The organism is Alterinioella sp. B-7 (assembly GCF_056857775.1).
Genome location: NZ_JBSXNT010000034.1, coordinates 1 through 20,581, shown reverse-complemented (window position 1 = coordinate 20,581; position 20,581 = coordinate 1). Strand labels below are relative to the sequence as shown.

Annotated in this window: 23 protein-coding genes and 3 tRNA genes; 12 read left to right on the top strand and 14 right to left on the bottom strand. The window is 64.7% G+C overall.

The features are described from left to right. Together AC13C7_RS13305 and AC13C7_RS13300 are read left to right on the top strand one after the other, a co-directional pair. Window positions 1-687, top strand: a 687-nt coding sequence (locus tag AC13C7_RS13305; protein ID WP_482867766.1) for a DUF4145 domain-containing protein, incomplete at its 5' end; no start/stop codon positions are given. A gap of 403 nt (window positions 688-1,090) precedes the next feature. Then, window positions 1,091-1,621 (top strand): hypothetical protein, encoded by a 531-nt coding sequence (locus AC13C7_RS13300; RefSeq protein WP_446117385.1) that lies wholly within the window; start codon window positions 1,091-1,093, stop codon window positions 1,619-1,621. A gap of 165 nt (window positions 1,622-1,786) precedes the next feature. Here the strand turns inward: AC13C7_RS13300 and AC13C7_RS13295 are convergent, their stop codons facing one another. Then, the gene (locus tag AC13C7_RS13295; RefSeq protein ID WP_172321307.1) at window positions 1,787-2,071 is read right to left on the bottom strand and encodes a hypothetical protein; all 285 of its coding nucleotides are present in this window, start codon (window positions 2,069-2,071) and stop codon (window positions 1,787-1,789) included. Window positions 2,072-2,339: 268 nt separating this feature from the next. Between AC13C7_RS13295 and AC13C7_RS13290 the strand changes: the two genes are divergently transcribed. After that, complete coding sequence (locus tag AC13C7_RS13290; protein ID WP_482867765.1) at window positions 2,340-3,014, top strand: hypothetical protein; 675 nt, start codon at window positions 2,340-2,342, stop codon at window positions 3,012-3,014. 16 nt (window positions 3,015-3,030) lie between these two features. Next, the gene (locus tag AC13C7_RS13285) at window positions 3,031-3,471 is read left to right on the top strand and encodes a DMT family transporter (protein ID WP_482867764.1); all 441 of its coding nucleotides are present in this window, start codon (window positions 3,031-3,033) and stop codon (window positions 3,469-3,471) included. A gap of 59 nt (window positions 3,472-3,530) precedes the next feature. On the opposite strand, the gene AC13C7_RS13280 is transcribed toward AC13C7_RS13285, so the two are convergent. The 7 genes from AC13C7_RS13280 to AC13C7_RS13250 form a co-directional block, all read right to left on the bottom strand. Further along, complete coding sequence (locus AC13C7_RS13280; protein WP_482867763.1) at window positions 3,531-5,357, bottom strand: ABC-F family ATP-binding cassette domain-containing protein; 1,827 nt, start codon at window positions 5,355-5,357, stop codon at window positions 3,531-3,533. Window positions 5,358-5,407: 50 nt separating this feature from the next. Next, on the bottom strand, window positions 5,408-6,367 hold the full coding sequence (locus AC13C7_RS13275; protein WP_482867762.1) for a DUF3179 domain-containing protein: 960 nt from the start codon (window positions 6,365-6,367) through the stop codon (window positions 5,408-5,410). A 108-nt stretch (window positions 6,368-6,475) separates the two neighbouring features. Further along, window positions 6,476-7,024, bottom strand: coding sequence for a peptidylprolyl isomerase (locus AC13C7_RS13270; RefSeq protein ID WP_482867761.1), 549 nt, complete (start codon window positions 7,022-7,024; stop codon window positions 6,476-6,478). Beyond that, the gene (locus AC13C7_RS13265; RefSeq protein WP_446117392.1) at window positions 7,017-7,523 is read right to left on the bottom strand and encodes a peptidylprolyl isomerase; all 507 of its coding nucleotides are present in this window, start codon (window positions 7,521-7,523) and stop codon (window positions 7,017-7,019) included. Before AC13C7_RS13265 ends, AC13C7_RS13270 begins: the two co-directional genes overlap by 8 nt. Before the next feature lie 115 nt (window positions 7,524-7,638). Beyond that, window positions 7,639-8,136 carry a pantetheine-phosphate adenylyltransferase gene (coaD, locus tag AC13C7_RS13260; protein WP_172321314.1) on the bottom strand — a complete coding sequence of 166 codons (498 nt, stop codon included), beginning with the start codon at window positions 8,134-8,136 and terminating at the stop codon, window positions 7,639-7,641. 44 nt (window positions 8,137-8,180) lie between these two features. Further along, window positions 8,181-8,615 carry a CBS domain-containing protein gene (locus tag AC13C7_RS13255; protein ID WP_172321315.1) on the bottom strand — a complete coding sequence of 145 codons (435 nt, stop codon included), beginning with the start codon at window positions 8,613-8,615 and terminating at the stop codon, window positions 8,181-8,183. A 65-nt stretch (window positions 8,616-8,680) separates the two neighbouring features. Continuing rightward, window positions 8,681-9,568 carry a LysR family transcriptional regulator gene (locus tag AC13C7_RS13250; protein ID WP_172321316.1) on the bottom strand — a complete coding sequence of 296 codons (888 nt, stop codon included), beginning with the start codon at window positions 9,566-9,568 and terminating at the stop codon, window positions 8,681-8,683. A gap of 102 nt (window positions 9,569-9,670) precedes the next feature. Between AC13C7_RS13250 and AC13C7_RS13245 the strand changes: the two genes are divergently transcribed. The 8 genes from AC13C7_RS13245 to mmsB all read left to right on the top strand — a co-directional run bounded on the left by AC13C7_RS13245 (window position 9,671) and on the right by mmsB (window position 17,017). Next, window positions 9,671-11,170, top strand: a complete 1,500-nt coding sequence (locus AC13C7_RS13245) for a CoA-acylating methylmalonate-semialdehyde dehydrogenase (protein WP_482867760.1) — start codon at window positions 9,671-9,673, stop codon at window positions 11,168-11,170. 240 nt (window positions 11,171-11,410) lie between these two features. Beyond that, window positions 11,411-11,830: a hypothetical protein gene (locus AC13C7_RS13240; RefSeq protein ID WP_482867759.1), complete on the top strand. Its 420-nt coding sequence runs from the start codon at window positions 11,411-11,413 to the stop codon at window positions 11,828-11,830. A gap of 94 nt (window positions 11,831-11,924) precedes the next feature. Further along, a complete protein-coding gene (locus AC13C7_RS13235; protein WP_172321319.1) occupies window positions 11,925-12,266 on the top strand; it encodes a cupredoxin domain-containing protein in 342 nt (113 codons plus the stop codon). Window positions 12,267-12,506: 240 nt separating this feature from the next. Further along, entirely contained in the window at window positions 12,507-13,640 is a 1,134-nt protein-coding gene (locus AC13C7_RS13230) for a carboxylate-amine ligase (protein ID WP_172321320.1), read from the top strand. A gap of 41 nt (window positions 13,641-13,681) precedes the next feature. Continuing rightward, on the top strand, window positions 13,682-13,954 hold the full coding sequence (locus AC13C7_RS13225; protein ID WP_172321321.1) for a hypothetical protein: 273 nt from the start codon (window positions 13,682-13,684) through the stop codon (window positions 13,952-13,954). Further along, window positions 13,951-15,096: an acyl-CoA dehydrogenase family protein gene (locus AC13C7_RS13220; RefSeq protein WP_482867758.1), complete on the top strand. Its 1,146-nt coding sequence runs from the start codon at window positions 13,951-13,953 to the stop codon at window positions 15,094-15,096. Before AC13C7_RS13225 ends, AC13C7_RS13220 begins: the two co-directional genes overlap by 4 nt. Further along, the gene (locus AC13C7_RS13215) at window positions 15,096-16,130 is read left to right on the top strand and encodes an enoyl-CoA hydratase/isomerase family protein (protein ID WP_482867757.1); all 1,035 of its coding nucleotides are present in this window, start codon (window positions 15,096-15,098) and stop codon (window positions 16,128-16,130) included. The genes AC13C7_RS13220 and AC13C7_RS13215 overlap by 1 nt, the downstream gene beginning before the upstream one ends. An 11-nt stretch (window positions 16,131-16,141) precedes the next feature. Further along, a complete protein-coding gene (mmsB, locus tag AC13C7_RS13210) occupies window positions 16,142-17,017 on the top strand; it encodes a 3-hydroxyisobutyrate dehydrogenase (RefSeq protein ID WP_446118580.1) in 876 nt (291 codons plus the stop codon). Window positions 17,018-17,289: 272 nt separating this feature from the next. Here the strand turns inward: mmsB and AC13C7_RS13205 are convergent. The 6 genes from AC13C7_RS13205 to AC13C7_RS13180 form a co-directional block, all read right to left on the bottom strand. Continuing rightward, window positions 17,290-17,366, bottom strand: a tRNA-Asp gene (locus AC13C7_RS13205). Between the two features lie 44 nt (window positions 17,367-17,410). Next, a tRNA-Asp gene (locus tag AC13C7_RS13200) sits at window positions 17,411-17,487 on the bottom strand. 118 nt (window positions 17,488-17,605) lie between these two features. Continuing rightward, window positions 17,606-18,595: a DMT family transporter gene (locus AC13C7_RS13195; RefSeq protein WP_482867756.1), complete on the bottom strand. Its 990-nt coding sequence runs from the start codon at window positions 18,593-18,595 to the stop codon at window positions 17,606-17,608. 169 nt (window positions 18,596-18,764) lie between these two features. Continuing rightward, a tRNA-Val gene (locus AC13C7_RS13190) sits at window positions 18,765-18,840 on the bottom strand. Window positions 18,841-18,884: 44 nt separating this feature from the next. After that, a complete protein-coding gene (locus tag AC13C7_RS13185) occupies window positions 18,885-19,457 on the bottom strand; it encodes a histidine phosphatase family protein (RefSeq protein ID WP_482867755.1) in 573 nt (190 codons plus the stop codon). Between the two features lie 368 nt (window positions 19,458-19,825). Then, window positions 19,826-20,434: a hypothetical protein gene (locus tag AC13C7_RS13180; RefSeq protein WP_482867754.1), complete on the bottom strand. Its 609-nt coding sequence runs from the start codon at window positions 20,432-20,434 to the stop codon at window positions 19,826-19,828. Between the last annotated feature and the right edge of the window lie 147 nt (window positions 20,435-20,581).

Here is a 20,581-nt window from a genome sequence, read left to right as displayed (position 1 = left end):
GAGTCCGTCCAAAATCGACCAAACCGCCGCTCAGGCGGCACAAACGGCGCGAAAATCGCTGGCAACGGCGTCTGTCCGGCGCCAAACTGCCTTCAAGCCGAAGCCTCGGCGCAGCCGAAGGCGTTGATCAGACGTTCCCTAGAGTGTGGAGGTTGTTCAACAATTTTTTTTGGGCATGGAGTTTATTTTTCTGAGGAGGTGGAATACGACTACGACCAAAATGGAAATACGCTGATTATCCCGTTGGAAGACAGGACTTTCTACCCAAGAACACTTGGTAGACCAAAGCCGGCATGGTTTACGCCGATATTTTTAGCGCACCACCATGAACTTGCCGATGTGTTAACCGAGGTCTATGTCGCAATGGACAATGGACTTTCGGTTCTGGCTGCCATTGGGATTAGGACTTCATTCGAGATCACTTCGGCCAAAGCAATGTCGCTCACGTCAAGCACATTTGGAGGAAAGATTGAAGAACTCCATAACGACGGAAAACTATCTGCAGACGAGAAAAAAATTGTAACCACCTTGGTTGAAGCAGGCAATGCAGCCGCCCATAGAGGGTGGAAACCTAGCGACGATCAACTGACAACTGTAATGGAGATACTGGAAGGGTTCATTCACCGATCAATTGTACTGCCGGAAAAGGTGAAAGAGTTGGCTCCCGCAATTCCAAAACGGAAATGAAAAGACATGTTTTTTAGATTGGCGAGTTCATTCAAGGACCGGCTGCGGCCCGTGGGATGCCGCTCTGCCCTCTGAACGGCAGCGCTTTATCTCTGCGAAGCCTGCGCTTCCCCTGAGCCTGCCACATTGATCAGCCAAAGCGGCAGCCCGTCGCACCAGAGGTGCGCCGCTTTCGTGTTGGCACGCCTTCGGCGTGATGGAACGGGCCGCCGCTGGTCCGGCGGGCTACGCCCTTGATTCCGGACCGGGACAAGAACCAACCGTTGAAAAGTGGCGGGGTGAACCACGTCCTACGTGGTATGGTGCGCTGAAGCGCACCCTACGGGCCCAAAGCCGATGCTGTTTTGGAATCTCCGCAAACCCTGCTAGCCTGTCCTTCCACCGCCCGCGAAGGCCCGTCCTCATGCCCCTCTGGCTGCAACTCCTCGCCCTGATCCTCGCCACCGCGTTCGGTGTGGTCTTCCTCATCCGCCTGCGCTCCATCGACGACGCGCTGTGGCAGTCGCGGCTGATCATCTACAAGCGACTGGAGATCTACGACCAGATCGCGCCGGATCTGAACCGGATCTATTGCTTCCGCCGCCTTCTGGGCTATTGGAAGGAGATCTCGCCGCCCGACCTCATCGCCACCAAGCGCCGCCTCGACCGGGCGGTGAATATCAACCGGCATCTCCTGTCCGAGGAATTCTACCGCGCCTATCTCGATTTCATGGGGGTCACTTTCCGCACGTTTACCGGGCCGGGCGAGGATGCCAAGATCCGCGCCGTGGTGGTGCATGACCTCGGCGACCGGCGCGTGCATGCCGCCTATGACTGGGACGAGGCCTATGAATGGATGTTCGACGCCGAGGACATGCCGACCGATTACCAGGTCGACGAGGCCTATATGCAGGCGATGAACGGGCTGAAGCGCTCGGTGGGGCTGCGGGATTAGCGCGTTTCCGGATCGTTTGCCCTGATTTTCCCCTGCCTCTCGCAGGCTGCGCACGAACGCGAGAATCAGGCCGTCACTCTGTTGAAACCGGAGACCGCGCGAAAAAACCCCGGAGCGCGGTGGCTCCGGGGCAGGTGCTTCATTCAAATGTCCTTGATGAAACTCTTACCGCATGATCACGCGCGGCGTGTAGATGACGCGGGGGTCTTCCAGATCCCACGACGGACAGCTCAGGCAGAGCGGGCCGGGAAACGGCAGCGGGCGCGGCACAAGCACGGGCACAGCAATCGGGCGCGGGACCGGCATGTGCATGTAGACGGGCGGCGTGTGGATCACGGGGGCATGAACCAGCGGCGCATGGCGCGTGATCACGCGCGTGTCGGCGGCGGCCACCGAGACGAGGGTGGAGGCGAAAACCGCGGCTGCGGTCAGGGTGGAGAGGGCTTTCATGGTCAATTTCCTTAATCAAGAGAGGGGTCGGGGTTGCGGGATACGCCGGGGGACGTGAGGACAGATTGACCGGAATTGTGTCCGTTATACAAAAACCCGCGCTTGTCAGGGCCTTGCAAAGCGCTGCTATCGGATAACACCGGGGGTCAGGCCCATGTTTTGAAAGCAGAATCCCGAGAACCGGAGGGAATGGGCCTTGGCCCCCTTGCGCAAGCGGGCCAAGGCGTTACCTTGGGGCATCCCTGCTTGCCCAAGGCCGCTGACCCCGATGCGCTGGCTCCTCCTCCTTGCCCTTCTCGCCGCCTGCGGCCGCCCCTTGAGCGAGGCCGAGCGCGCCTTCATGGCCGAGATCCAGCCGGGGTTGCAGACCGAGCGCATCCGGATGGTCGAAAACCCTCTCATTGGCTTGCGCATCCGCACGCGGCCCGCGCGCCCGCGCACCACCTGCCGCGAGATGATCCTGCCCCCCGATAGTGGCCCCACGGTCCAGACGCGCACGGCGGGGGCGGTGCTGTTCCAGACCGTGATGGTGGCCCCGGACTACTATCTTGACGATTACGTCAGCGATTATCCCGACCGGATCAACCTGATCGCGGCGATGTATTTCACCCATGAGATGACCCATATCTGGCAATGGCAGAACCGCGAACTCACCGGCTACCACCCCCTGCGCGGCGCGGCGGAGCATCAGGTGAGCGACGACCCCTACCTGTTCGATCCCGAGGCGCAGCGGTCCTTTCTGGAGTATGGCTACGAGCAGCAGGCGAGCCTGGTCGGAGAATATGTCTGCTGCGCCGCGCTGGACCCCGAGGGTGCGCGCACCGCGCGGCTGGAACGGATGCTGGGGCAGGTCATGGACCTGACCCCGGTGGCGCAGCGGGCGGATCGCCCGGACGTGCTGTTGCCCTGGCAGGACGCCGAACTTGGGGGGATTTGCAGTTGAGACCGAGGAGTGCCCGATGACCCATCACGCCCTGATCATGCTGGCCGCGGGCGTCGGAATTCCGGTGCTGGCCGCCCTCAATGCGCGGCTCGGGGCCAATATCGGCTCGCCCGCCGCGGCTGCGCTGATCCTCTTCGTGGTGGCCTTCGCGGCCACCCTGATCGTGACCCTGAGCAACGGGATCGAAGCGCTCGCGCGCCTGCCCGGCCAGCCCTGGCACCTGTTCCTGGCAGGCGTGCTGGTGGCGTTCTACGTCCTCTCCATCACCTTTGTCGCGCCCGCCTTCGGGGTCGGCAACGCGGTGTTCTTCGTGCTGTTGGGGCAGCTGGTCTCGGCCGCACTGATCGACCATTTCGGGATGTTCGGCGCGCAGGTCTCGGCGCTGACCCCGTTGCGCGCGGGCGGGATCGCGGTGATGGGGCTTGGCGTTGCACTGACGCAGATGGCGGCGCGGTAGGCGCGCTTTGCGTCGACGCAAGGCCGATGCGCGCCGTCGACGGCGCGCTGGCCCCCGGTTCACGAGCTTTCCGATCTTTCCTCAAGCGCCAGCCAGTCTTCCTCGGCGGCCGCAAGCCTTTCCTGCCGTTCGACCAGCGCCTCACTTGCCTTGGCGAATTTCGCGGGCGCCTGCGTGAAGAGGTCGGGATCGGCCAGGAACTCCTCAAGCTTGGCGATCTCGGCCTCCAGCCGTTCGATGACGCCGGGAAGCTCCTTCAGGCGGTGTGCCTCGGTGTAGCTGAGGCCGGATTTCGCGGGCGCGGGGCGCGCGTCAGGCCGCGTATCGGTCTTGCCCCCCTGCCCTTTCTTCGCCGGTTTCACTTCCTCCGGCGCGTGCGCCCCCCGCTGCGCGCGGTAATCCGACCAGCCACCGGCATAGGCCACGGCGCGCCCGTCGCCCTCCATCGCGATAGTGGTCGTCGCCACCCGGTCGATGAAATCGCGGTCGTGGCTGACCAGAAGCACGGTGCCGGGATAATCGCCCAGAAGATCCTGCATCAGGTCCAGCGTTTCGACATCCAGGTCATTGGTCGGCTCGTCCAGCACCAGCATGTTGGATTCGCGCGCCATCAGGCGGGCCAGCAGGAGCCGTGCCTTTTCGCCACCCGAGAGCGAGCGGACCGGCGCGCGGGCCTGCGCCTCGTCGAAGAGGAACTCCTTGAGGTAGCCCACGACATGCCGGGGCTGGCCGCGCACCATGATCTGGTCGGAACTGCCCGAAACCGCCATGGACGGGTCGAGCGAGAGCGAGTCCCACAGCGTCGCGTCGGGGTCCAGCGCCGCGCGGGTCTGGTCGAACACGGCCATGTCCAGGTTGGTGCCATGGGTGACGCTGCCCGTATCGGGCGGGATTTCCCCGGTCAGAACCTTGAGAAGCGTGGTCTTGCCGACGCCGTTGGGGCCGACAAAGGCCACGCGGTCGCCGCGCAGGACGCGCAGATCGAAGGGGCGGAAGATCGTGGTGTCGCCATAGGATTTGGAAATCCCCCTCGCCTCGATCACCCGCTTGCCCGACTTGGTGCCTTCCTCCAGCGCCATCGCGGCGGTGCCCTGGCGGCGGATCATCTCGGCGCGGGTCTGACGCAGATCGCCAAGCGCGCGCACCCGGCCCATGTTGCGCTTGCGCCGCGCGCTGATGCCCTCGACGGCCCATCGCGCCTCGGCCTTGATCTTGCGGTCCAGCTTGTGGCGGGCCTGGTCCTCTTCCTCCCAGGTCTTGTCGCGCCACTCCTCGAAATGGGCAAAACCCTTGTCCATGCGGCGGACCTGGCCCCGGTCGATCCAGAGCGTGGCGCGGGAAAGCGCGGTCAGGAAGGCGCGGTCATGGCTGATCAGGACATAAGCCGCGCGGGTCTCACGCAGGCGGTTTTCCAGCCAGGTGATGGCGTGAATATCGAGGTGGTTGGTGGGCTCGTCCAGCAGCATCAATTCAGGCGCTTCGGCCAAGAGCCGCGCCAGCGCCGCGCGGCGGCGTTCCCCGCCCGAGGCGGCCTCGGGCGTTGCGTCGAGTTGCAGTTTCAGCCCCTCGGCCACGGCCTCGACCCGCCAGGCCTCGGCGGGGTCCAGCGTCGCGGTGGCATAGTCGCCAAGCGTGGCGAAACCGGCGAAATCGGGATCTTGCTCCATGTAGCCGACCGAGCCCCCCGGAGCGAGGGTGCGGCTGCCGGTATCAGGCTCGACCAACCCGGCCATCACCTTGAGAAGCGTGGATTTTCCCGATCCGTTGCGGCCAACCAGCGCCACCCGGTCCCCCTCCTGCACGACCAGGCCGAGATCCGAGAAAACCGGGTTGCCGCCGAAAGTCAGCGAGATGTCGGATAGCTGGAGAAGGGGTGCGCGGGCCATGCCTGCCTGCTACGGCGCATGTCCCGGCGCGTCAAGCGGGCAAGGCGGGGTCAGGGCAGCATCCACTCGCCCTCCGGCCAGAAGGCGTGGAAGGCGAAGGCGAACATCACGTCATGCGGCACATCCGCGCCGGTCGCGTCCTGCACCCGGACATTGCCGACATCGCGCCCCTCGCCGATGGTGCCGGCATCGAGCGCCGAGGCCTGGCCCGCGGACCAGTTGAGCGTCAGGCCCGCCTCGGTGATCTCGCCCTCCTCGGCAAGGCGCGTCAGGGGCCAGGCGCGGTCCCCCACGCGCACGACGCGCACCAGGGGCGGGATGCCGTGGGGCGGATCCTCGCCGCTATAGAGGAAGGGCTGGCGCAGGCTGTCATAGCCCACGTAAGGATTGGTGCCATAGGGGCGGCGCCAGTCGGGCTCGTCCATGACAAGACCGTCGGGATTGCGCGCCGCGTAATCCTGCCAGCTTTCCATCCAGGTCGGCAATGGGGTCAGTTCGGTGCCCGTGTGTTCGCCCACGATGCCGGTGCCGAGGGCCTGTTGCCACCAGCTTTCGGTTTCGCGGTCATACATCACCATGTCGGAATTGCGCAGCTTGCCTGTGACCCCGAAGCTGAGCACCTCGCCCCCCACCCGCCGGTCGAAGGTGATGGCGGAATTGCAGAGCGGGCAGAAGGTGACGGCGATCGGCACGCCGCCGACCACATCATTCACGATCTCGTGCCAGGTGAGGTAGCGCACGGGGTAGGCGCGCGGGCGCTCGCCCTCAAGCTCCACCACGATGACGGGTTCCAAAGGATCGAGCCTTGCCTCCATCGCCACCTCGATCAAGCGCGGGTCGTCGATGGCGGGGATCCCATCACGCGGGGGGCCCCCCGACATGATGCTGTCGAACGCCACCGAGGAGCGGCTGAAATCGGTATTGGGCCATTCCTGCGCCCACCTCTCGGGGTTGGCGGCGGCAGGCAGGCTGAGGAGCAGCGACAGGGCAAGGCTGGGGAAAAGGCGCATCGGGTCCGTCCGGGCAAGGGAAGTTGCCCCCGGATCGTGACAGGTTGGGCGCAAAAGAACAGCCCCGCTCACGGGCATGTGCGCGGGGCTGATCAGGCGTGAGGCCGCCTATTCGGTGACGCGGACCTCGACCATCATGTCGGGCTGGCCGATGACGGCGCCGCTGCGCCCCTCACCGCGCTTGATGGCGTCGACCACCTCCATGCCCTCGATCACCTGGCCGACGATGGTGTATTGGCCGTCGAGGCGGGGCTCCGGCTCGAACATGATGAAGAACTGGCTGTTGGCGCTGTCGGGGTCGGGCCCACGCGCCATGCCGACGATACCGCGCTCGAAGCTGAGATCAGCGTCGAACTCTGCCGGAAGGTCGGGATACTCGGATCCGCCCCGTCCCGCATAGCGCATGTCCTGGCCCATGCGGCCGAACTCCACATCACCCGTTTGCGCCATGAAGCCCTCGATCACGCGGTGAAAGACGACGTCGTCATAGGCGCCCTCCTCGGCCAGCGTCGTGATGCGCTCGACATGCAGGGGGGCCACCTGTTCAAAGAGGTCGATGACGATGGTGCCCTCGGCCTCTCCGGTGACGTCGATCTCGATGCCGGTGGCGGCGGCGGGTGTCGCCAGAAGGGAAAGAACAAAGGCCAGCTTACGCATCTGCGGCCACCTTGACGCTGATCATCTTGTCGGGATCGGCGGGCGGCTCGCCGCGCGTGATGGCATCGACATGCTCCATCCCCTCGATCACCCGGCCATAGACGGTATATTGGCCGTTCAGGAAATGGTTGTCCTTGAAATTGATGAAGAACTGGCTGTTGGCCGAATTGGGATTGGCCGAACGCGCCGCGCCGATGGTGCCGCGATCATGCGGCAGCTTGGAGAACTCGGCCGGCAGGTCGGGCTTGGAGGAGCCCCCGGTGCCCGCGCGGCGCAGGTTGAAATCCTTGTCGGCATTGCCATTGGCCACATCGCCGGTCTGGGCCATGAAGCCGTCGATGACGCGGTGAAAGACGACGCCATCATAGGCGCCTTCGCGGGCCAGCTCCTTCATGCGGGCTGCGTGCTCGGGGGCCACGTCGGGCATCAGCTCGACCACGACCTGGCCGTCTTTCAGCTCGATCAGGATGGTGTTTTCGGGATCTTTGATATCGGCCATCGGGCCCTCCTTCGGTCTCGGATCGGGCGCGACCCTAAAGGTGGGACGGGCGGGCGGCAAGGCGCATCGATGCGCCTTTCTGCCGGGTTTTCGAAAACCCGGAAAAGCGCGCCGGTCAGGTCCGTCCGTATTTCTTCATCAGCGCGTCATGAACGGCGGGCGGAACGAAATCGGCGACGTCGCCGCCTAGGCGCGCGATCTCCTTGACCAGTTTCGAGGCGATCGCCTGCCGGTCGGCATCGGCCATCAGGAACACAGTGTCGATCTCGGGGTCCATCTTCCGGTTCATGCCGACCATCTGGTATTCATATTCAAAATCGGCCACCGCGCGCAGGCCGCGAATGATGATCTGCGCGCCGACATCGCGGGCGCAGTCAATCAGCAGATTCTCGAACGGATGCGCCACGATCTCGGTGCCGGTCTCCTTCGACAGCTGGACGCATTCCGCCTCGACCATGGCCTGGCGCTCCTCCAGCGTGAACAGAGGCCCCTTGTCACGATTGATCGCCACGCCGATGACCAGCCGGTCGACCAGTCGGCAGGCGCGTTCGATGATATCGGTATGGCCGAGCGTGATCGGGTCGAACGTGCCGGGATAGAGGCCGATGCGCATGGGGGATGTGCTCCGCTTTGGAGATGGGGACAGGCAGGGGCGGTTCAGAAGCCCTTGATCATGCTTTCCAGCGCTTCCTTTTCCATCGCCAGTTCGGCCAGTTGCGCCTTGACCACGTCGCCGATGGAAATCAGGCCGACCATCTCGTCGCCCTCCATCACCGGCATGTGGCGGAAGCGGCCCGAGGTCATCTTTTTCAACACCTCGCCCGAGCCTTCCGAGCGGGTGCAGGTGGTGATCTTGGAGGTCATGACCTCATCGACCGTGTCGGCCATGCACTCGGCCCCGCGCTTGCCCAACTCGCGCACGATGTCGCGTTCCGACAGGATGCCAGCCACCTTGGAGCCGTCGGGCGAGATGACCACCGCGCCGAATTTCTTTTCCGACAGGAGCTTGGCGGCATCGGCCAGCGTGGCCCCCGGGGCCAGCGTCACCACCCCGTCGCCCGATTTCATCTTCAGGATTTGTTGCACGAGCATGGTCTGCTTCCCCTCGTTGATGTCGTTTCTCCAGCGTTTCGCCAGATCGTCGGGCTGTCAAGGCGTTAGCGGTCGGAGGCCTGCGCTTCCAGCCGCGATATTTCGGCGCGCAATCCCTGCGACAGCGCCTCGGCAAAGCGGGTCAGGCGCTCCGATCCCCGGTCCGAGGCGTGACGCACAAGGTAGAAGGCGCGCGTCAGCGCGATCTCACCCGTCAAGATCAGGCGCAGTTCGGGGGCGAAGGGCAGCGCGAAATCATGCACGATGCCGACACCGCCCTTGGCGCGCATCAGCATCAGTTGCACCGAGAGCGAGTTGGAGGCCAGTTGCACCCGCGTCACGCCCAGTTCCGACAGGTAATCCAGTTCCTTGTCGAAGATCATGTCGGGGATGTAGCCGACCACGGGCCGCGTCTTCAGGTCGGACAGCCGGGTAATGCCGGAGCCCTCGGGCGCGGCCAGGTGCAGGTGGTAATCGGCCACTTTCTGCACCGTCAGGCGGCCCGTCTGCGGCGGGCTGACAGTGAGCGCCATATCGGCCTCACGCTTCGAGAGGTTCACGACGCGCGGCAGGGCGAGGATCTGGATCTCCAGGTCGGGATTGGCCTCGTGGATCCGCGCGCAGACCTGGGGCAAGAGGAAATTCGCGGCCCCGTCCGGCGCGCCGATGCGGATTGTGCCCGCCAGCCCCGCGCCCATGCCGGTGACCGCGCCGACGCCCGTGGCCAGCGCGCTTTCCGCCGTTTCCGCCGGGTCCAGCAATTCCGCGCCCGCCTCGGTCAGGATGTAGCCCTGCGGCGATTTCGCGAAGAGGGCGGCGCCGAGGCTTTCCTCCAGCCGCGCGATGCGGCGGCCCACGGTGGCGGGGTCCATGCGCAGGACGCGGCCCGCGCGGCTGAGGCTTTCGCCCCGCGCCACGGCCAGGAATATGCGCATGTCATCCCAGTTGGGCATCGGCAGACCTTTGCGTTTTCGCAAAACGGTTTTGAAATCCTGCCTCTTTTTCACGCAAGAATGCAAGGCTATGTAGGGGCAACCGAAAATCAGGAGGATGTCATGGAAAATCTGGGTCATTGGATCGACGGCAAGCGTGTGCCGGGCGAAGCTGCGCGGCAATCGGATGTCTACAACCCCGCCACCGGCGAGGTGCAGGCCAAGCTGGCGCTGGCCTCCAAGGACGAGGTTGACGTCGCCATCGCCAAGGCCGCCGAGGCCCAGGTCGCCTGGGGGGCCACCAACCCGCAGCGGCGGGCGCGCGTGATGATGGCGCTGGTGCACCTGATCAACCGCGACATGGACAAGCTGGCCGAAGCGCTGAGCCGTGAGCATGGCAAGACCTTCCCCGATGCCAAGGGCGACGTGCAGCGCGGCCTCGAAGTGATCGAATACTGCATCGGCGCGCCGCAGATGCTGAAGGGCGAGTTCACCGACAGCGCGGGCCCCGGCATCGACATGTATTCCATGCGCCAGCCGCTTGGCGTCGTGGCCTCGATCACGCCGTTCAACTTCCCCGCCATGATTCCGCTCTGGGGCATGGGACCGGCGCTGGCCTGTGGCAATGCGATGATCCTGAAACCGTCCGAGCGGGATCCGTCCGTGCCCCTGATGCTGGCGGAGCTGTGCAAGGAAGCGGGCCTGCCCGATGGCGTGTTGCAGGTCGTCAATGGCGACAAGGAAGCGGTCGATGCGATCCTCGACAATGAAACCGTGCAGGCCGTGGCCTTCGTCGGCTCGACCCCGATCGCGCATTACATCTATTCCCGCGCCACCGCGAACGGCAAGCGGGCGCAGTGCTTCGGCGGGGCCAAGAACCACATGATCATCATGCCCGACGCCGATCTGGACCAGGCCGCCGATGCGCTGGTTGGCGCGGGCTATGGCGCCGCTGGCGAACGCTGCATGGCCATTTCCGTGGCCGTCCCGGTGGGCGAGGACACCGCCGACAAGTTGATCGAGAAGCTGGTGCCGCGTGTCGAGGCGCTGAAGGTCGGCCCCTACACCGCAGGCGACGATGTCGATTACGGCCCCGTCGTGACGGCGGCGGCCAAGCAGAATATCGAACGGCTGGTGCAGACCGGCATCGACCAGGGCGCGAAGCTGGCAGTGGATGGGCGCGGCTTCAGCCTGCAAGGCTACGAGGATGGCTTTTTCGTCGGCCCGCACCTCTTCGATCACGTGACGCCCGATATGGACATCTACCGTCAGGAGATCTTCGGCCCGGTCCTCTCGACCGTGCGTGCGGGATCCTACGAGGAGGCCATCGGCCTTGCCATGTCCCACGAATACGGCAACGGCACCGCGATCTATACCCGCGATGGCGACACCGCCCGCGATTTCGCCAACCGGATCAATATCGGCATGGTCGGCGTCAACGTGCCGATCCCGGTGCCTTTGGCCTATCACACCTTCGGCGGCTGGAAGAAATCGGGCTTTGGCGACCTCAACCAGCACGGGCCGGACGCGTTCAAGTTCTACACCCGCACCAAGACCGTGACCGCGCGCTGGCCGAGCGGCATCAAGGAAGGCGGCGAGTTCAACTTCAAGGCGATGGACTGAGCCCCGCCCGATCCCCGCAACTGAAAGGCCCCGCCCCCCGGTGCGGGGCCTTTTTGCATCGCATGTGCGGCGACAGCGGCAGCATGACCGATTAATTGTTTCGCAAACGGAAACGATCACGCGTTTGTGAACGACGTAGGCGACTCGGAAGCAATGGACGCAAGGCCCCTGCTCGCGCTATGCGTGACTGAAACCACGTTCGGACCGCTCAACCCTCTGACCAGAGAGGACAAACCAACGGTGCCTGCCAGCTTTACCATCCTGCCCCGGCGCGGCCTCGTCTATGTCGACTATGCGGGCCATGTCGACCTGGCGGAGGTGTTTTCCATCGTCGAGGCCTATGACCGCCACCCCGACCGCCACCCAGACCAGCGCCACCTGGTCGATCTGACCCGCGTGACGGCGTTCGAGCATGACCCGCTGACACTGATGAAACTGCAGGCGCGCAAGGCGGATATCTTCACCACCACGGCCATGCCGAGCCTCGTCGTCTATATCGCGCCGACACGGGTGGCGATGACCCTGGCGCAACTTGCCATGCGGTCCTGGGACGGCAACGACAAGATCATCGTGCGCCTGCAACAGGACGAGGCCGGGGCGCTGAACCTTCTGGGGCTGCGCCACCGCACGGTCGCGGAACTGCTCAAGGCCGATGCCTGACCCTGCGCACGAAACCGTTACCGGGCCAAAAAATCATTTACAGCCCGCGCCCCCGACCGCCATCTTCGCCGCCAGTGAAAAGGAGTATTGCACCATGACCGATATCCCCCGCCGCACCGCCATCGCCACGATCCTCGCGGCCCCCCTTGCCCTTTCCGTCAGCCGTGCGCGTGCCGCGAGCCACGCCGCCGCGCATGAGGTCATGATCCAGGGCTTTGCGTTCAGCCCCGCCGAGCTTGAGGTTGCGGCAGGCGACACCGTCAGCTTCACCAATGCCGATAACGCGCCCCATACCGCCACCGCGATGGATGGCAGCTTCGACACCGGGCGGCTGAATGGCGGCGAAAGCGGCACCATCACCGTCGCCGAGGCCGGAACCCATGAGTTCAAGTGCAACTTTCACCCGGCGATGCGCGGCACGATCACCGCGACCTGAAATCGGGCGCCATCTCCACGAAAGAAAGGGGCCGCATCTTGCGACCCCTTTTTCATGTCTGAAAAGTCTTTCGTGATGAAACCGGTGCGGGCGGATCAATCGCCCTGAACGTGTCTGTCTCCTCGGTCAATGATCTGGCCATGGGTCGCGCGACGCCCCGGCCCGGTTCAAAGTTTTTTCCTTGGCAAATCCCGTCCAACCCGGTTTCCTGCCGTGAAACGGCCCGAAAGGAGCAGGCCCATGCCGCAAGACCCGCCCCCGTTTTCGATCGGGATCGAGGAGGAATACCTGCTGGTCGACCTCGAGACCTGCGACCTGGCCGTCGCCCCGCCCAGGCTGATGGAGGCCTGCAAGGCCGAGCTTGAGGGCCAGGTTTCCCCCGAATTCCTGCAATGCCAGATCGAGATCGGCACCCGCGTCTGCGCCAATATCGACGAGGCGCGCGGCGATCTGCGCCGGTTGCGCGGCTGCGTCGCCCGCATTGCGGGGGATCATGGCCTGGCCCCGATTGCCGTCTCCTGCCACCCTTTCGCGGACTGGAAGGACCAGATCCATACCGACAAGGACCGCTACAACACCCTGGCCCGCGACCTTGGCGGCGTGGTCGAGCGGATGCTGATCTGCGGGATGCACGTGCATGTCGGCCTCGATGATGACGATCTGCGCAACGACCTGATGGGGCAGCTTTCCTATTTCCTGCCGCATCTTCTGGCGCTGTCGGCCTCCTCGCCCTATTGGCAGGGGCGCGATACTGGCCTCGCCTCCTATCGGCTGACGGTGTTCGACAACCTGCCGCGCACCGGGCTGCCGCCGCATTTCCCGTCCTTCTCGGATTACGAGCGAACCGCAGACGCCCTGATCGAGCTTGGCGTGATCGAGGACAGTTCCAAGATCTGGTGGGATCTGCGCCCCTCGGCCCAGTTCCCGACGCTGGAGACGCGGATCTGCGATGTCAGCCCCCGGCTGGAGGACACGCTGACCCTGGCCGCCCTCATTCAGAGCCTGTCGCGGATGCTGTTCCGCCTGCGCGAGAGAAACCAGCGCTGGCGGCTCTATGACTCTTTCCTGGTCGGCGAGAACCGCTGGCGAGCGCAGCGCTATGGCACCGCCGAAGGGCTGATAGATTTCGGACGCCGCGCCATCGTGCCGTTTCACGAGCTGATGGATGAGCTGATCGAATTGACCGCCGAGGATGCCGACGCCCTGGGCTGCCGCAAGGAGGTGGAGAACGCCCGCGACATGCAGGCGCGCGGCACCTCGTCCGAGCGTCAACGCGCGGTCTATGCCGCCGAGAAACACGCAGGCAAGGACCATGCCGAGGCGATGCGCGGCGTCGTGCGCCACCTGATCGAGGAATTTCACGCCGATCTGTGACTCCGGTTGAAAAACTCCTGCAACATTTGCTAATTAAACAAGTGTTCAATTCCGGGGAGGGGAAACGCGCGGGCATGGGGCCATTCATCGTCATCGGGACCTTCGTGGTTGGCATCGGCGTGGCCATATGGAACCATCGCCGGTATCCCGAACTGCGCCAGGCGCAGCGCGACTGGATCACCTGGCGCGACCCGTTCGGCTTGCGGGCCTGGAAAAACCACTGGCGGATCATGCTGCAACCGGTCCTTGCGGCGGCGGCATGGCTTGTCTTCTGGGCGCTGGCCCTGGAGCTTATCAGAGGATTTGGCGAATGAATTTCGAGATGACCGAAGAACAGGTGATGATCTTCAACATGGCGAGGAGCTTTGGCGAGGAGCATATCGCCCCCCACGCGCGGGAATGGGAGGACGCGGGCACCATCCCCAAGACCCTCTGGCCGCAGATCGCCGAGCTTGGCTTTGGCGGGCTCTATGTCTCCGAGGACTACGGAGGCTCGGGCCTGACCCGTCTCGATGCCACGCTGGTCTTCGAGGCGCTGGCCATGTCCTGCCCTGCCGTGGGCAGTTTCCTGTCGATCCACAACATGTGCGGCGGCATGATCGACAAGTTCGGCAGCGACGAGACCAAGGCGAAATGGCTGCCCGACCTGTGTTCCATGGACAAGGTCTTCTCCTATTGCCTGACCGAACCGGGCTCGGGCTCGGACGCGGCCGCCCTGCGCGCCCGCGCGGATCGGACCAATGACGGCTACAGGCTGAACGGCACCAAGGCCTTCATCTCGGGCGGTGGCTATTCCGATGCCTATGTCACCATGGTGCGCACCGGCGAGGACGGGCCAAGGGGCATCTCCACCGTCGTGGTTGAGGATGGCAGCGAGGGGCTCAGCTTCGGCGCGCTGGAGAAAAAGATGGGCTGGCTCGCGCAACCCACGGCGCAGGTGCAGTTCGACGACTGTTTCGTTCCTGCCGAGAACCTCATTGGCGAGGAAGGCAAGGGGTTCAAATACGCGATGGCGGGCCTCGATGGCGGGCGTCTCAACATCGCGGCCTCCGCCCTTGGCGGCGCGCAGAACGCGCTGGACCTGACGCTGGCCTATATGGGCGAGCGCAAGGCCTTCGGCAAACCCATCGACCAGTTCCAGGGCCTGCAATTCCGCCTGGCCGAACAGGAGGTCAAACTGCAATCGGCCCGCACCTTCCTGCGGCAGGCGGCCTGGAAACTGGACCAAGGCGCAGGCGACGCGTCGAAATTCTGCGCCATGGCCAAGCTTTATGTCACCGATGCCGCCTTTGACGTCGCCAACCAGTGCCTGCAACTGCATGGCGGATATGGCTACCTTGCCGATTACGGGATCGAAAAGATCGTGCGCGACCTGCGGGTGCATCAGATCCTGGAAGGCACGAACGAGATCATGCGTGTTATCATTGCCCGACAAATGCTTGCGGAGCGCAGATAATGCAGGACATTAACTGCCGCATCGAGGGCCGCGCGGGCCGCATCACCCTCAACCGCCCCAAGGCGCTGAACGCGCTGACCTGGGAGATGTGCCTTGAGATCGACAAGGCGCTGGTCCTCTGGGCGAATGACCCTTCCGTGAGCTTGCTGATCATCGACGGGCTGCCCTGCGACAAGGCCTTCTGTGCGGGCGGCGATCTGGCGCAGATGTATGAGACAGGCCGCGCAGGCGATTACGATTACGGTCGCCGCTTCTGGCAGGACGAATACCGCATGAACGCGCGGCTTTTCAATTTCCCCAAGCCGGTCGTGACCTTCCTGCACGGCTTCGTCATGGGCGGCGGTGTCGGCGTCGGCTGCCACGGCTCGCACCGGGTGGTCTGCGAGGACAGCCGCATCGCGATGCCCGAATGCAAGGTCGGTCTGGTGCCCGATGTCGGCGGCTCCCTGCTGCTGGCGCGTGCGCCGGGTCGGTTGGGCGAATACCTGGGCATCACCTCGGGCCGGATGAAACCGGGCGACGCGCTCCATGCCGGATTTGCCGATTACTTCATCCCGCGCGAGGCCTGGGCGACGCTGATCGAGACGCTTTGCGAGACCGGCGACTGGGAGGCGGTGGACCGCGCGGCCGAGCCTGCGCCCGCATCAGATCTGGCGGAGGCGAGGCCCGAGATCGACGCGCTGTTTGCGGGCGAAACCTTGCGCGACGTGGTCAACCTGCTGGAGTCGACGGAGGGCGACCTGGCCGAAAGAAACCTCGCCGCTCTCAACCAGAACTCTCCGATATCAATGGCCTGCACGCTGGAGCTCATCCATCGCGTGAGGAGTACGGACACGATAGAAACCGCGCTGGAGATGGAATATCGCTTCACCTCGCGATCCATGGAAAAGGCCGATTTCCTGGAAGGCATCCGCGCCGTGATCATCGACAAGGACAACGCGCCGAACTGGCGTCATGACGGCCCCAGATCCGTCCCCCCGGGTGAGGTCTCGGCCCTTCTGCGCCCGATGGGGGCGGATGCGCTCAACATATAAGGAGACATGCCATGAAGATCGGATTTATCGGGCTCGGCAATATGGGCGCGCCGATGGCCGTCAATCTCGCCCGCGCGGGCCACGAGGTGACGGGCTTCGACCTCGCCGCGCCCTGCCCCGACGGTGTCGCCAAAGCGGCCAGCGCGCCCGAGGCCGCCAGGGGGGCCGAGATCGTCATCACCATGCTGCCCAATGGCGCGATCCTGAAATCGGTCGCCGAGGAGATCATCCCGGCGATGGACAAGGGCGCGGTGCTGCTGGATTGCTCCACCGTCGAGGTCGAAGCCGCGCGCGACGCGGCTGCGGCCTGCGACAAGGCCGGTCTCGGCTTCCTCGATGCGCCCGTCTCGGGCGGTGTCGGCGGTGCCGCGGGCGGCACGCTCACCTTCATGGTCGGCGGTGGCGAGGCGGCCTTTGCGACCGCCAGGCCGCTTTTCGAGATCATGGGCCAGAAGGCGGTGCATTGCGGCCCCGCGGGCAATGGTCAGGCCGCCAAGATCTGCAACAACATGATCCTTGGCATCACCATGATCGGCACCTGCGAGGCCTTCGCGCTGGCCGACAAGCTCGGCCTCGACCGGCAGGCCATGTTCGATGTTGTCTCCACCTCTTCTGGCTACAGCTGGTCGATGAACGCCTATTGCCCGGCCCCCGGCATCGGGCCGCAGAGCCCCGCCGATAACGGCTACAAACCCGGTTTCGCCGCCGACCTGATGCTGAAGGACCTGCGACTTGCGCAAGCCGCCGCCGAGGCTGCCGATGCCGACACGCCCCTGGGCGAGGCCGCGATGCGTCTTTATGAAACCTTCGTCGAGTCCGAGGATGGCAAGGGCCGCGACTTCTCGGCCATGCTGCCCCGCTTCGAGAAGCGCGGTCGCTCCGGATAGGGCACCCGCGAGTCGGGTCCGGGTCAAGGCGCGCGTCAGCGCCCGCGCATGGCGCGGCTTGGCCTTGAGGCGGGCGCGACTCGCAGAAACCCTTGAACTGGCGCCTTGAGGGGCGGATCGCCCCCTCAAACGCCTCTCAGCAAACGGGGCCTTCGTCCGCCCAAACCCCGAACCTCACGGACAAGATCACAAACCTCTCCCCTCGCATTTTTCTTGCAAGAAAAATCGCCGCCGCCCGTCAGGGCAACGACCATCCAAAGGTAGGGAATAAGTGGCGCGGTTGACGGGGCTCGAACCCGCGACCTCCGGCGTGACAGGCCGGCACTCTAACCAACTGAGCTACAACCGCGCAGGTGCCTTTCGGCGTGGGCTTTTCGCCCGGATCTGCAGCGGTGGCGCGGTTGACGGGGCTCGAACCCGCGACCTCCGGCGTGACAGGCCGGCACTCTAACCAACTGAGCTACAACCGCCCGCTGCATTGCCGCCTGGCCCCGAAGGCCCACCCGGCATGTTCGGGCGGTTCTAGGGCCCATCCCCGCCCTCGTCAAGCGCGGTTTCGCCCCGATCTGGCCCGGTATCGAAAAAACTTCAGCCCCGGCGCAGGGGCCGCCGCGGGGCCACCGGGGACCGGCGGCGCGCCTCGCGCATGAAGACGTAGATGCCCGCCCCCGCGATCAACACCGTGCCCGCCAACATCCACAGATCGGGCACTTCGCCGAAGACGCCCCAGCCGGTCGCGATGGCCATGGGCAGGGCGGCATATTCGAACGAGGACACGGTCGCCGCATTGCCCAATTTATAGGCCGAGGACAGGCAATAGCCCACGACGCCGGAACAGAGCCCGAGCGTCAGGAAAAGCGGCCAGTCGGCGGGCGTCGGCCAGACCCAGGCGCGCAGCAGGAAGACGAGGCTCTGATGCTCCACCCCTTCGGCAAACCGCCCGTCGCCCGCGACGAGGTAGAAGCCGATCGAGACCAGCAGGAAGGTGCCCTGGATATAGACCGCGAGCGCCGCCGCCTTGGAATAGACGCCAAGCGAGCGGGTCATCACCTGCATCCCGGCATAGGCCGTCGCGGCCAGGACCGGCAGCATCAAGACCCAGGTCTCGGGCCGGTCCACCCCGGCCTCCGCCCCCGGACGTGTCATCACGAGGACGCCCGCGAATCCGACCACGATGGCCCCCGCCCGGTGCAGGCCGACACGCTCTTTCAGGAACACGACCGACATCAGCGTGATCATCAGCGGCGCCACGAAGAAGAGCGCCGTCGCGGTGGCCAGGGGCAGCGTCGCGATGGCGGCGAAGATCAGCATGTTGCTGACCACGACCAGCAGCCCGCGCATCAGGTGCAGCACCGGCGTCGATGTCCTCAGCGCCCGGAACCCGCCCTCGAATTGCAGGATCGTCAACGTCATGCCGAGCGCGATGGCCGAGCGGATGAAGATCATCTGGTGCAACGGGTAATCGCCGCTCAAGGCCTTGATCAGGCTGTCATTCACGGTGATGAAGACCATCCCCGTCAGGATCAGCACGATGGCGCGGGGCGGCGTATCTTCGGTGGGGCGCGGCGGGCCGGACATCGGGCGGGTCTTTCAAGCGAAGAAGAGGGACAGGCGCGGTGCGGCCCGGCTGGTCATGCCCTACCCCGAAACTCAGCTGTTGGAAACGGCCCACCCGCGAAAGCGGGCAGGCGGCGGTCGGGCCACCGGGGGAGTGGCGACCGCCGAGGCGTCCCGAACGGGGATAGGTTGGTGGGTCGTGAGAGGCTCGAACTCCCGACATCTTCGGTGTAAACGAAGCGCTCTACCAACTGAGCTAACGACCCGCAATGCGCCTCATATAGCCAAGCAGGCGCGGCCTGCAAGGGGTTTATCCCAGGCTGCGGTGCTGCCCCTCCGAGAGGTGAAACACCACCCCCTGCCCGCCCGGCAGCGCGGCGATCTGCTCGGTCGGCTGATCCAGCCAGACCAGGCGCAGCATGCGCGAGGTGATGCCGTGGGTGAGCAGGATCGCGGGGCCGTCGAGATCGGACAGGAACGCCTCGCAGCGGCGGCGCAGCGCGGCCAGCCCCTCGCCGCGCGGCGCGAGGTCATAGAGCGCCAGCGCGCTTTCCTCGCGCTCATCGGTGGCGGTAACGCCGGGCAACGCGTCACGCCTCAGACCTTCCCAGTCGCCGACCCGGATCTCGGCCAGACGCGGATCGGTGTGGATGGCGGGCACCAGCCCCGTCAACGCGATGGCGGCGGTCTGGACCGCGCGGCCCTGCGGGCTGGTCAGGGCACGAAACCCGGTCAGGTCGCATGTCGCAAGCAGCGCGCGTTGCCGCGCGGCCTCCTCGCGGCCCCGCGCCGTCAGGGGGCTGTCCAGCCCGCCCTGCACCCGATGCTCGGCATTCCATTCGGTCTGGCCGTGGCGCAGGATGTAGAGATCGGGGAAGGACATCTCGGGCCCGCGGAGCAATGATCAGAGGGGAAGTGGTGGGTGATAAGAGATTTGAAAAGTGCTCGAATCTAGAAATATCAATGACTTACGCTACGCTTTGTAACCATGTAACCGTCTCCTAAATGGACCAGTTGACGTGACGTCATCGGGTCGGGTTGTCAGTATCTCGCGGATAGCGCACCAGGTCTCCTGACGCAAGAACCCGCCGGGGGTGATCCGGCGGGTTCCTCGTCTCGATAGACCGTTGCGATGCGATGCGTAGCGGTGCGACGCGCAGCGTAGCAATGCTAAGCGGCGCGATGCTGGTCCGCTATAGCACCGCCGCGACGGAATGCGTCCGAAACTTTGCGGGCCGCGCCAAGTCCATACTAGGCCGCAAGCTGATCCGGCGGTGCAACCTCAACGTCGATCTCAAACCCGTATCCGTCCAGCATCTGGCGTTCTACGACGATTTCTTGCTCATTGCGCTCGTCAAAATATGCCAGCAGGCACCAGCGCGGAATAGACATGGTTGCGATCAGCGGTTCGCCAAGCGCCCGGCTGACACGGTGCGCGAAGGCTTCCGCCACCGACTTGCTCAGGGTCCAGCTATAGCCCCCTATCGCATCAAAGCTGTTGCAGCCGCGATAAACAGTGACCGTCTCGGGAAGAGCGTCGAAGATGCGACGGTCAGCTGGGCGCATAACGAACCTGTGACACCTGCGTAGTGTGCCGTCGCGCCGGTAGGCGTTGGCCCAGACTTCATCCCAAACCGATTCGTCCGCGATGATGCTATTCGACATTGACCAGACCTCATTGGCCAGCGGCCAGAGTCGGGATGGACGTTCTACATGGTGGAACAGGTCCAAGAGCGCTGCGGCGCGCTCGTGATTGGCCAGGATAGACAGATACTGTGACCAGTTACCTGCGCGCCAGTATTGATCCGCCAGTGGTTGCAATTCATCACACGTGCGGAAGGGGCGGAATGTGTCGGTCATGCTGCCTCTCGTTGATGGTGGGTCAGCTATAGCGCCGCTTCGGCTGGATGCGTCCGAAAGTTCGCGCAGCCTGCCGAGGTCACCCTGAGATCGGGTTCTGGCAGAATTTGACCTGTGGAGGGGGCAGAGCTTCTCCCATCGACCAAC

What these genes read in the sequence shown, in the direction of transcription:
- AC13C7_RS13275 (WP_482867762.1), bottom strand. Translation starts at nt 6,367, where the DNA reads ATGCGCCTTTTCCCCAGCCTTGCCCTGTCGCTGCTCCTCAGCCTGCCT.
- AC13C7_RS13250 (WP_172321316.1), bottom strand. Translation starts at nt 9,568, where the DNA reads ATGCCCAACTGGGATGACATGCGCATATTCCTGGCCGTGGCGCGGGGC.
- AC13C7_RS13300 (WP_446117385.1), top strand. Translation starts at nt 1,091, where the DNA reads ATGCCCCTCTGGCTGCAACTCCTCGCCCTGATCCTCGCCACCGCGTTC.
- AC13C7_RS13270 (WP_482867761.1), bottom strand. Translation starts at nt 7,024, where the DNA reads ATGCGTAAGCTGGCCTTTGTTCTTTCCCTTCTGGCGACACCCGCCGCC.
- AC13C7_RS13180 (WP_482867754.1), bottom strand. Translation starts at nt 20,434, where the DNA reads ATGACCGACACATTCCGCCCCTTCCGCACGTGTGATGAATTGCAACCA.
- AC13C7_RS13195 (WP_482867756.1), bottom strand. Translation starts at nt 18,595, where the DNA reads ATGTCCGGCCCGCCGCGCCCCACCGAAGATACGCCGCCCCGCGCCATC.
- AC13C7_RS13235 (WP_172321319.1), top strand. Translation starts at nt 11,925, where the DNA reads ATGACCGATATCCCCCGCCGCACCGCCATCGCCACGATCCTCGCGGCC.
- AC13C7_RS13285 (WP_482867764.1), top strand. Translation starts at nt 3,031, where the DNA reads ATGACCCATCACGCCCTGATCATGCTGGCCGCGGGCGTCGGAATTCCG.
- AC13C7_RS13215 (WP_482867757.1), top strand. Translation starts at nt 15,096, where the DNA reads ATGCAGGACATTAACTGCCGCATCGAGGGCCGCGCGGGCCGCATCACC.
- AC13C7_RS13220 (WP_482867758.1), top strand. Translation starts at nt 13,951, where the DNA reads ATGAATTTCGAGATGACCGAAGAACAGGTGATGATCTTCAACATGGCG.
- coaD (WP_172321314.1), bottom strand. Translation starts at nt 8,136, where the DNA reads ATGCGCATCGGCCTCTATCCCGGCACGTTCGACCCGATCACGCTCGGC.
- AC13C7_RS13290 (WP_482867765.1), top strand. Translation starts at nt 2,340, where the DNA reads ATGCGCTGGCTCCTCCTCCTTGCCCTTCTCGCCGCCTGCGGCCGCCCC.
- AC13C7_RS13265 (WP_446117392.1), bottom strand. Translation starts at nt 7,523, where the DNA reads ATGGCCGATATCAAAGATCCCGAAAACACCATCCTGATCGAGCTGAAA.
- AC13C7_RS13255 (WP_172321315.1), bottom strand. Translation starts at nt 8,615, where the DNA reads ATGCTCGTGCAACAAATCCTGAAGATGAAATCGGGCGACGGGGTGGTG.
- AC13C7_RS13280 (WP_482867763.1), bottom strand. Translation starts at nt 5,357, where the DNA reads ATGGCCCGCGCACCCCTTCTCCAGCTATCCGACATCTCGCTGACTTTC.
- mmsB (WP_446118580.1), top strand. Translation starts at nt 16,142, where the DNA reads ATGAAGATCGGATTTATCGGGCTCGGCAATATGGGCGCGCCGATGGCC.
- AC13C7_RS13230 (WP_172321320.1), top strand. Translation starts at nt 12,507, where the DNA reads ATGCCGCAAGACCCGCCCCCGTTTTCGATCGGGATCGAGGAGGAATAC.
- AC13C7_RS13295 (WP_172321307.1), bottom strand. Translation starts at nt 2,071, where the DNA reads ATGAAAGCCCTCTCCACCCTGACCGCAGCCGCGGTTTTCGCCTCCACC.
- AC13C7_RS13245 (WP_482867760.1), top strand. Translation starts at nt 9,671, where the DNA reads ATGGAAAATCTGGGTCATTGGATCGACGGCAAGCGTGTGCCGGGCGAA.
- AC13C7_RS13185 (WP_482867755.1), bottom strand. Translation starts at nt 19,457, where the DNA reads ATGTCCTTCCCCGATCTCTACATCCTGCGCCACGGCCAGACCGAATGG.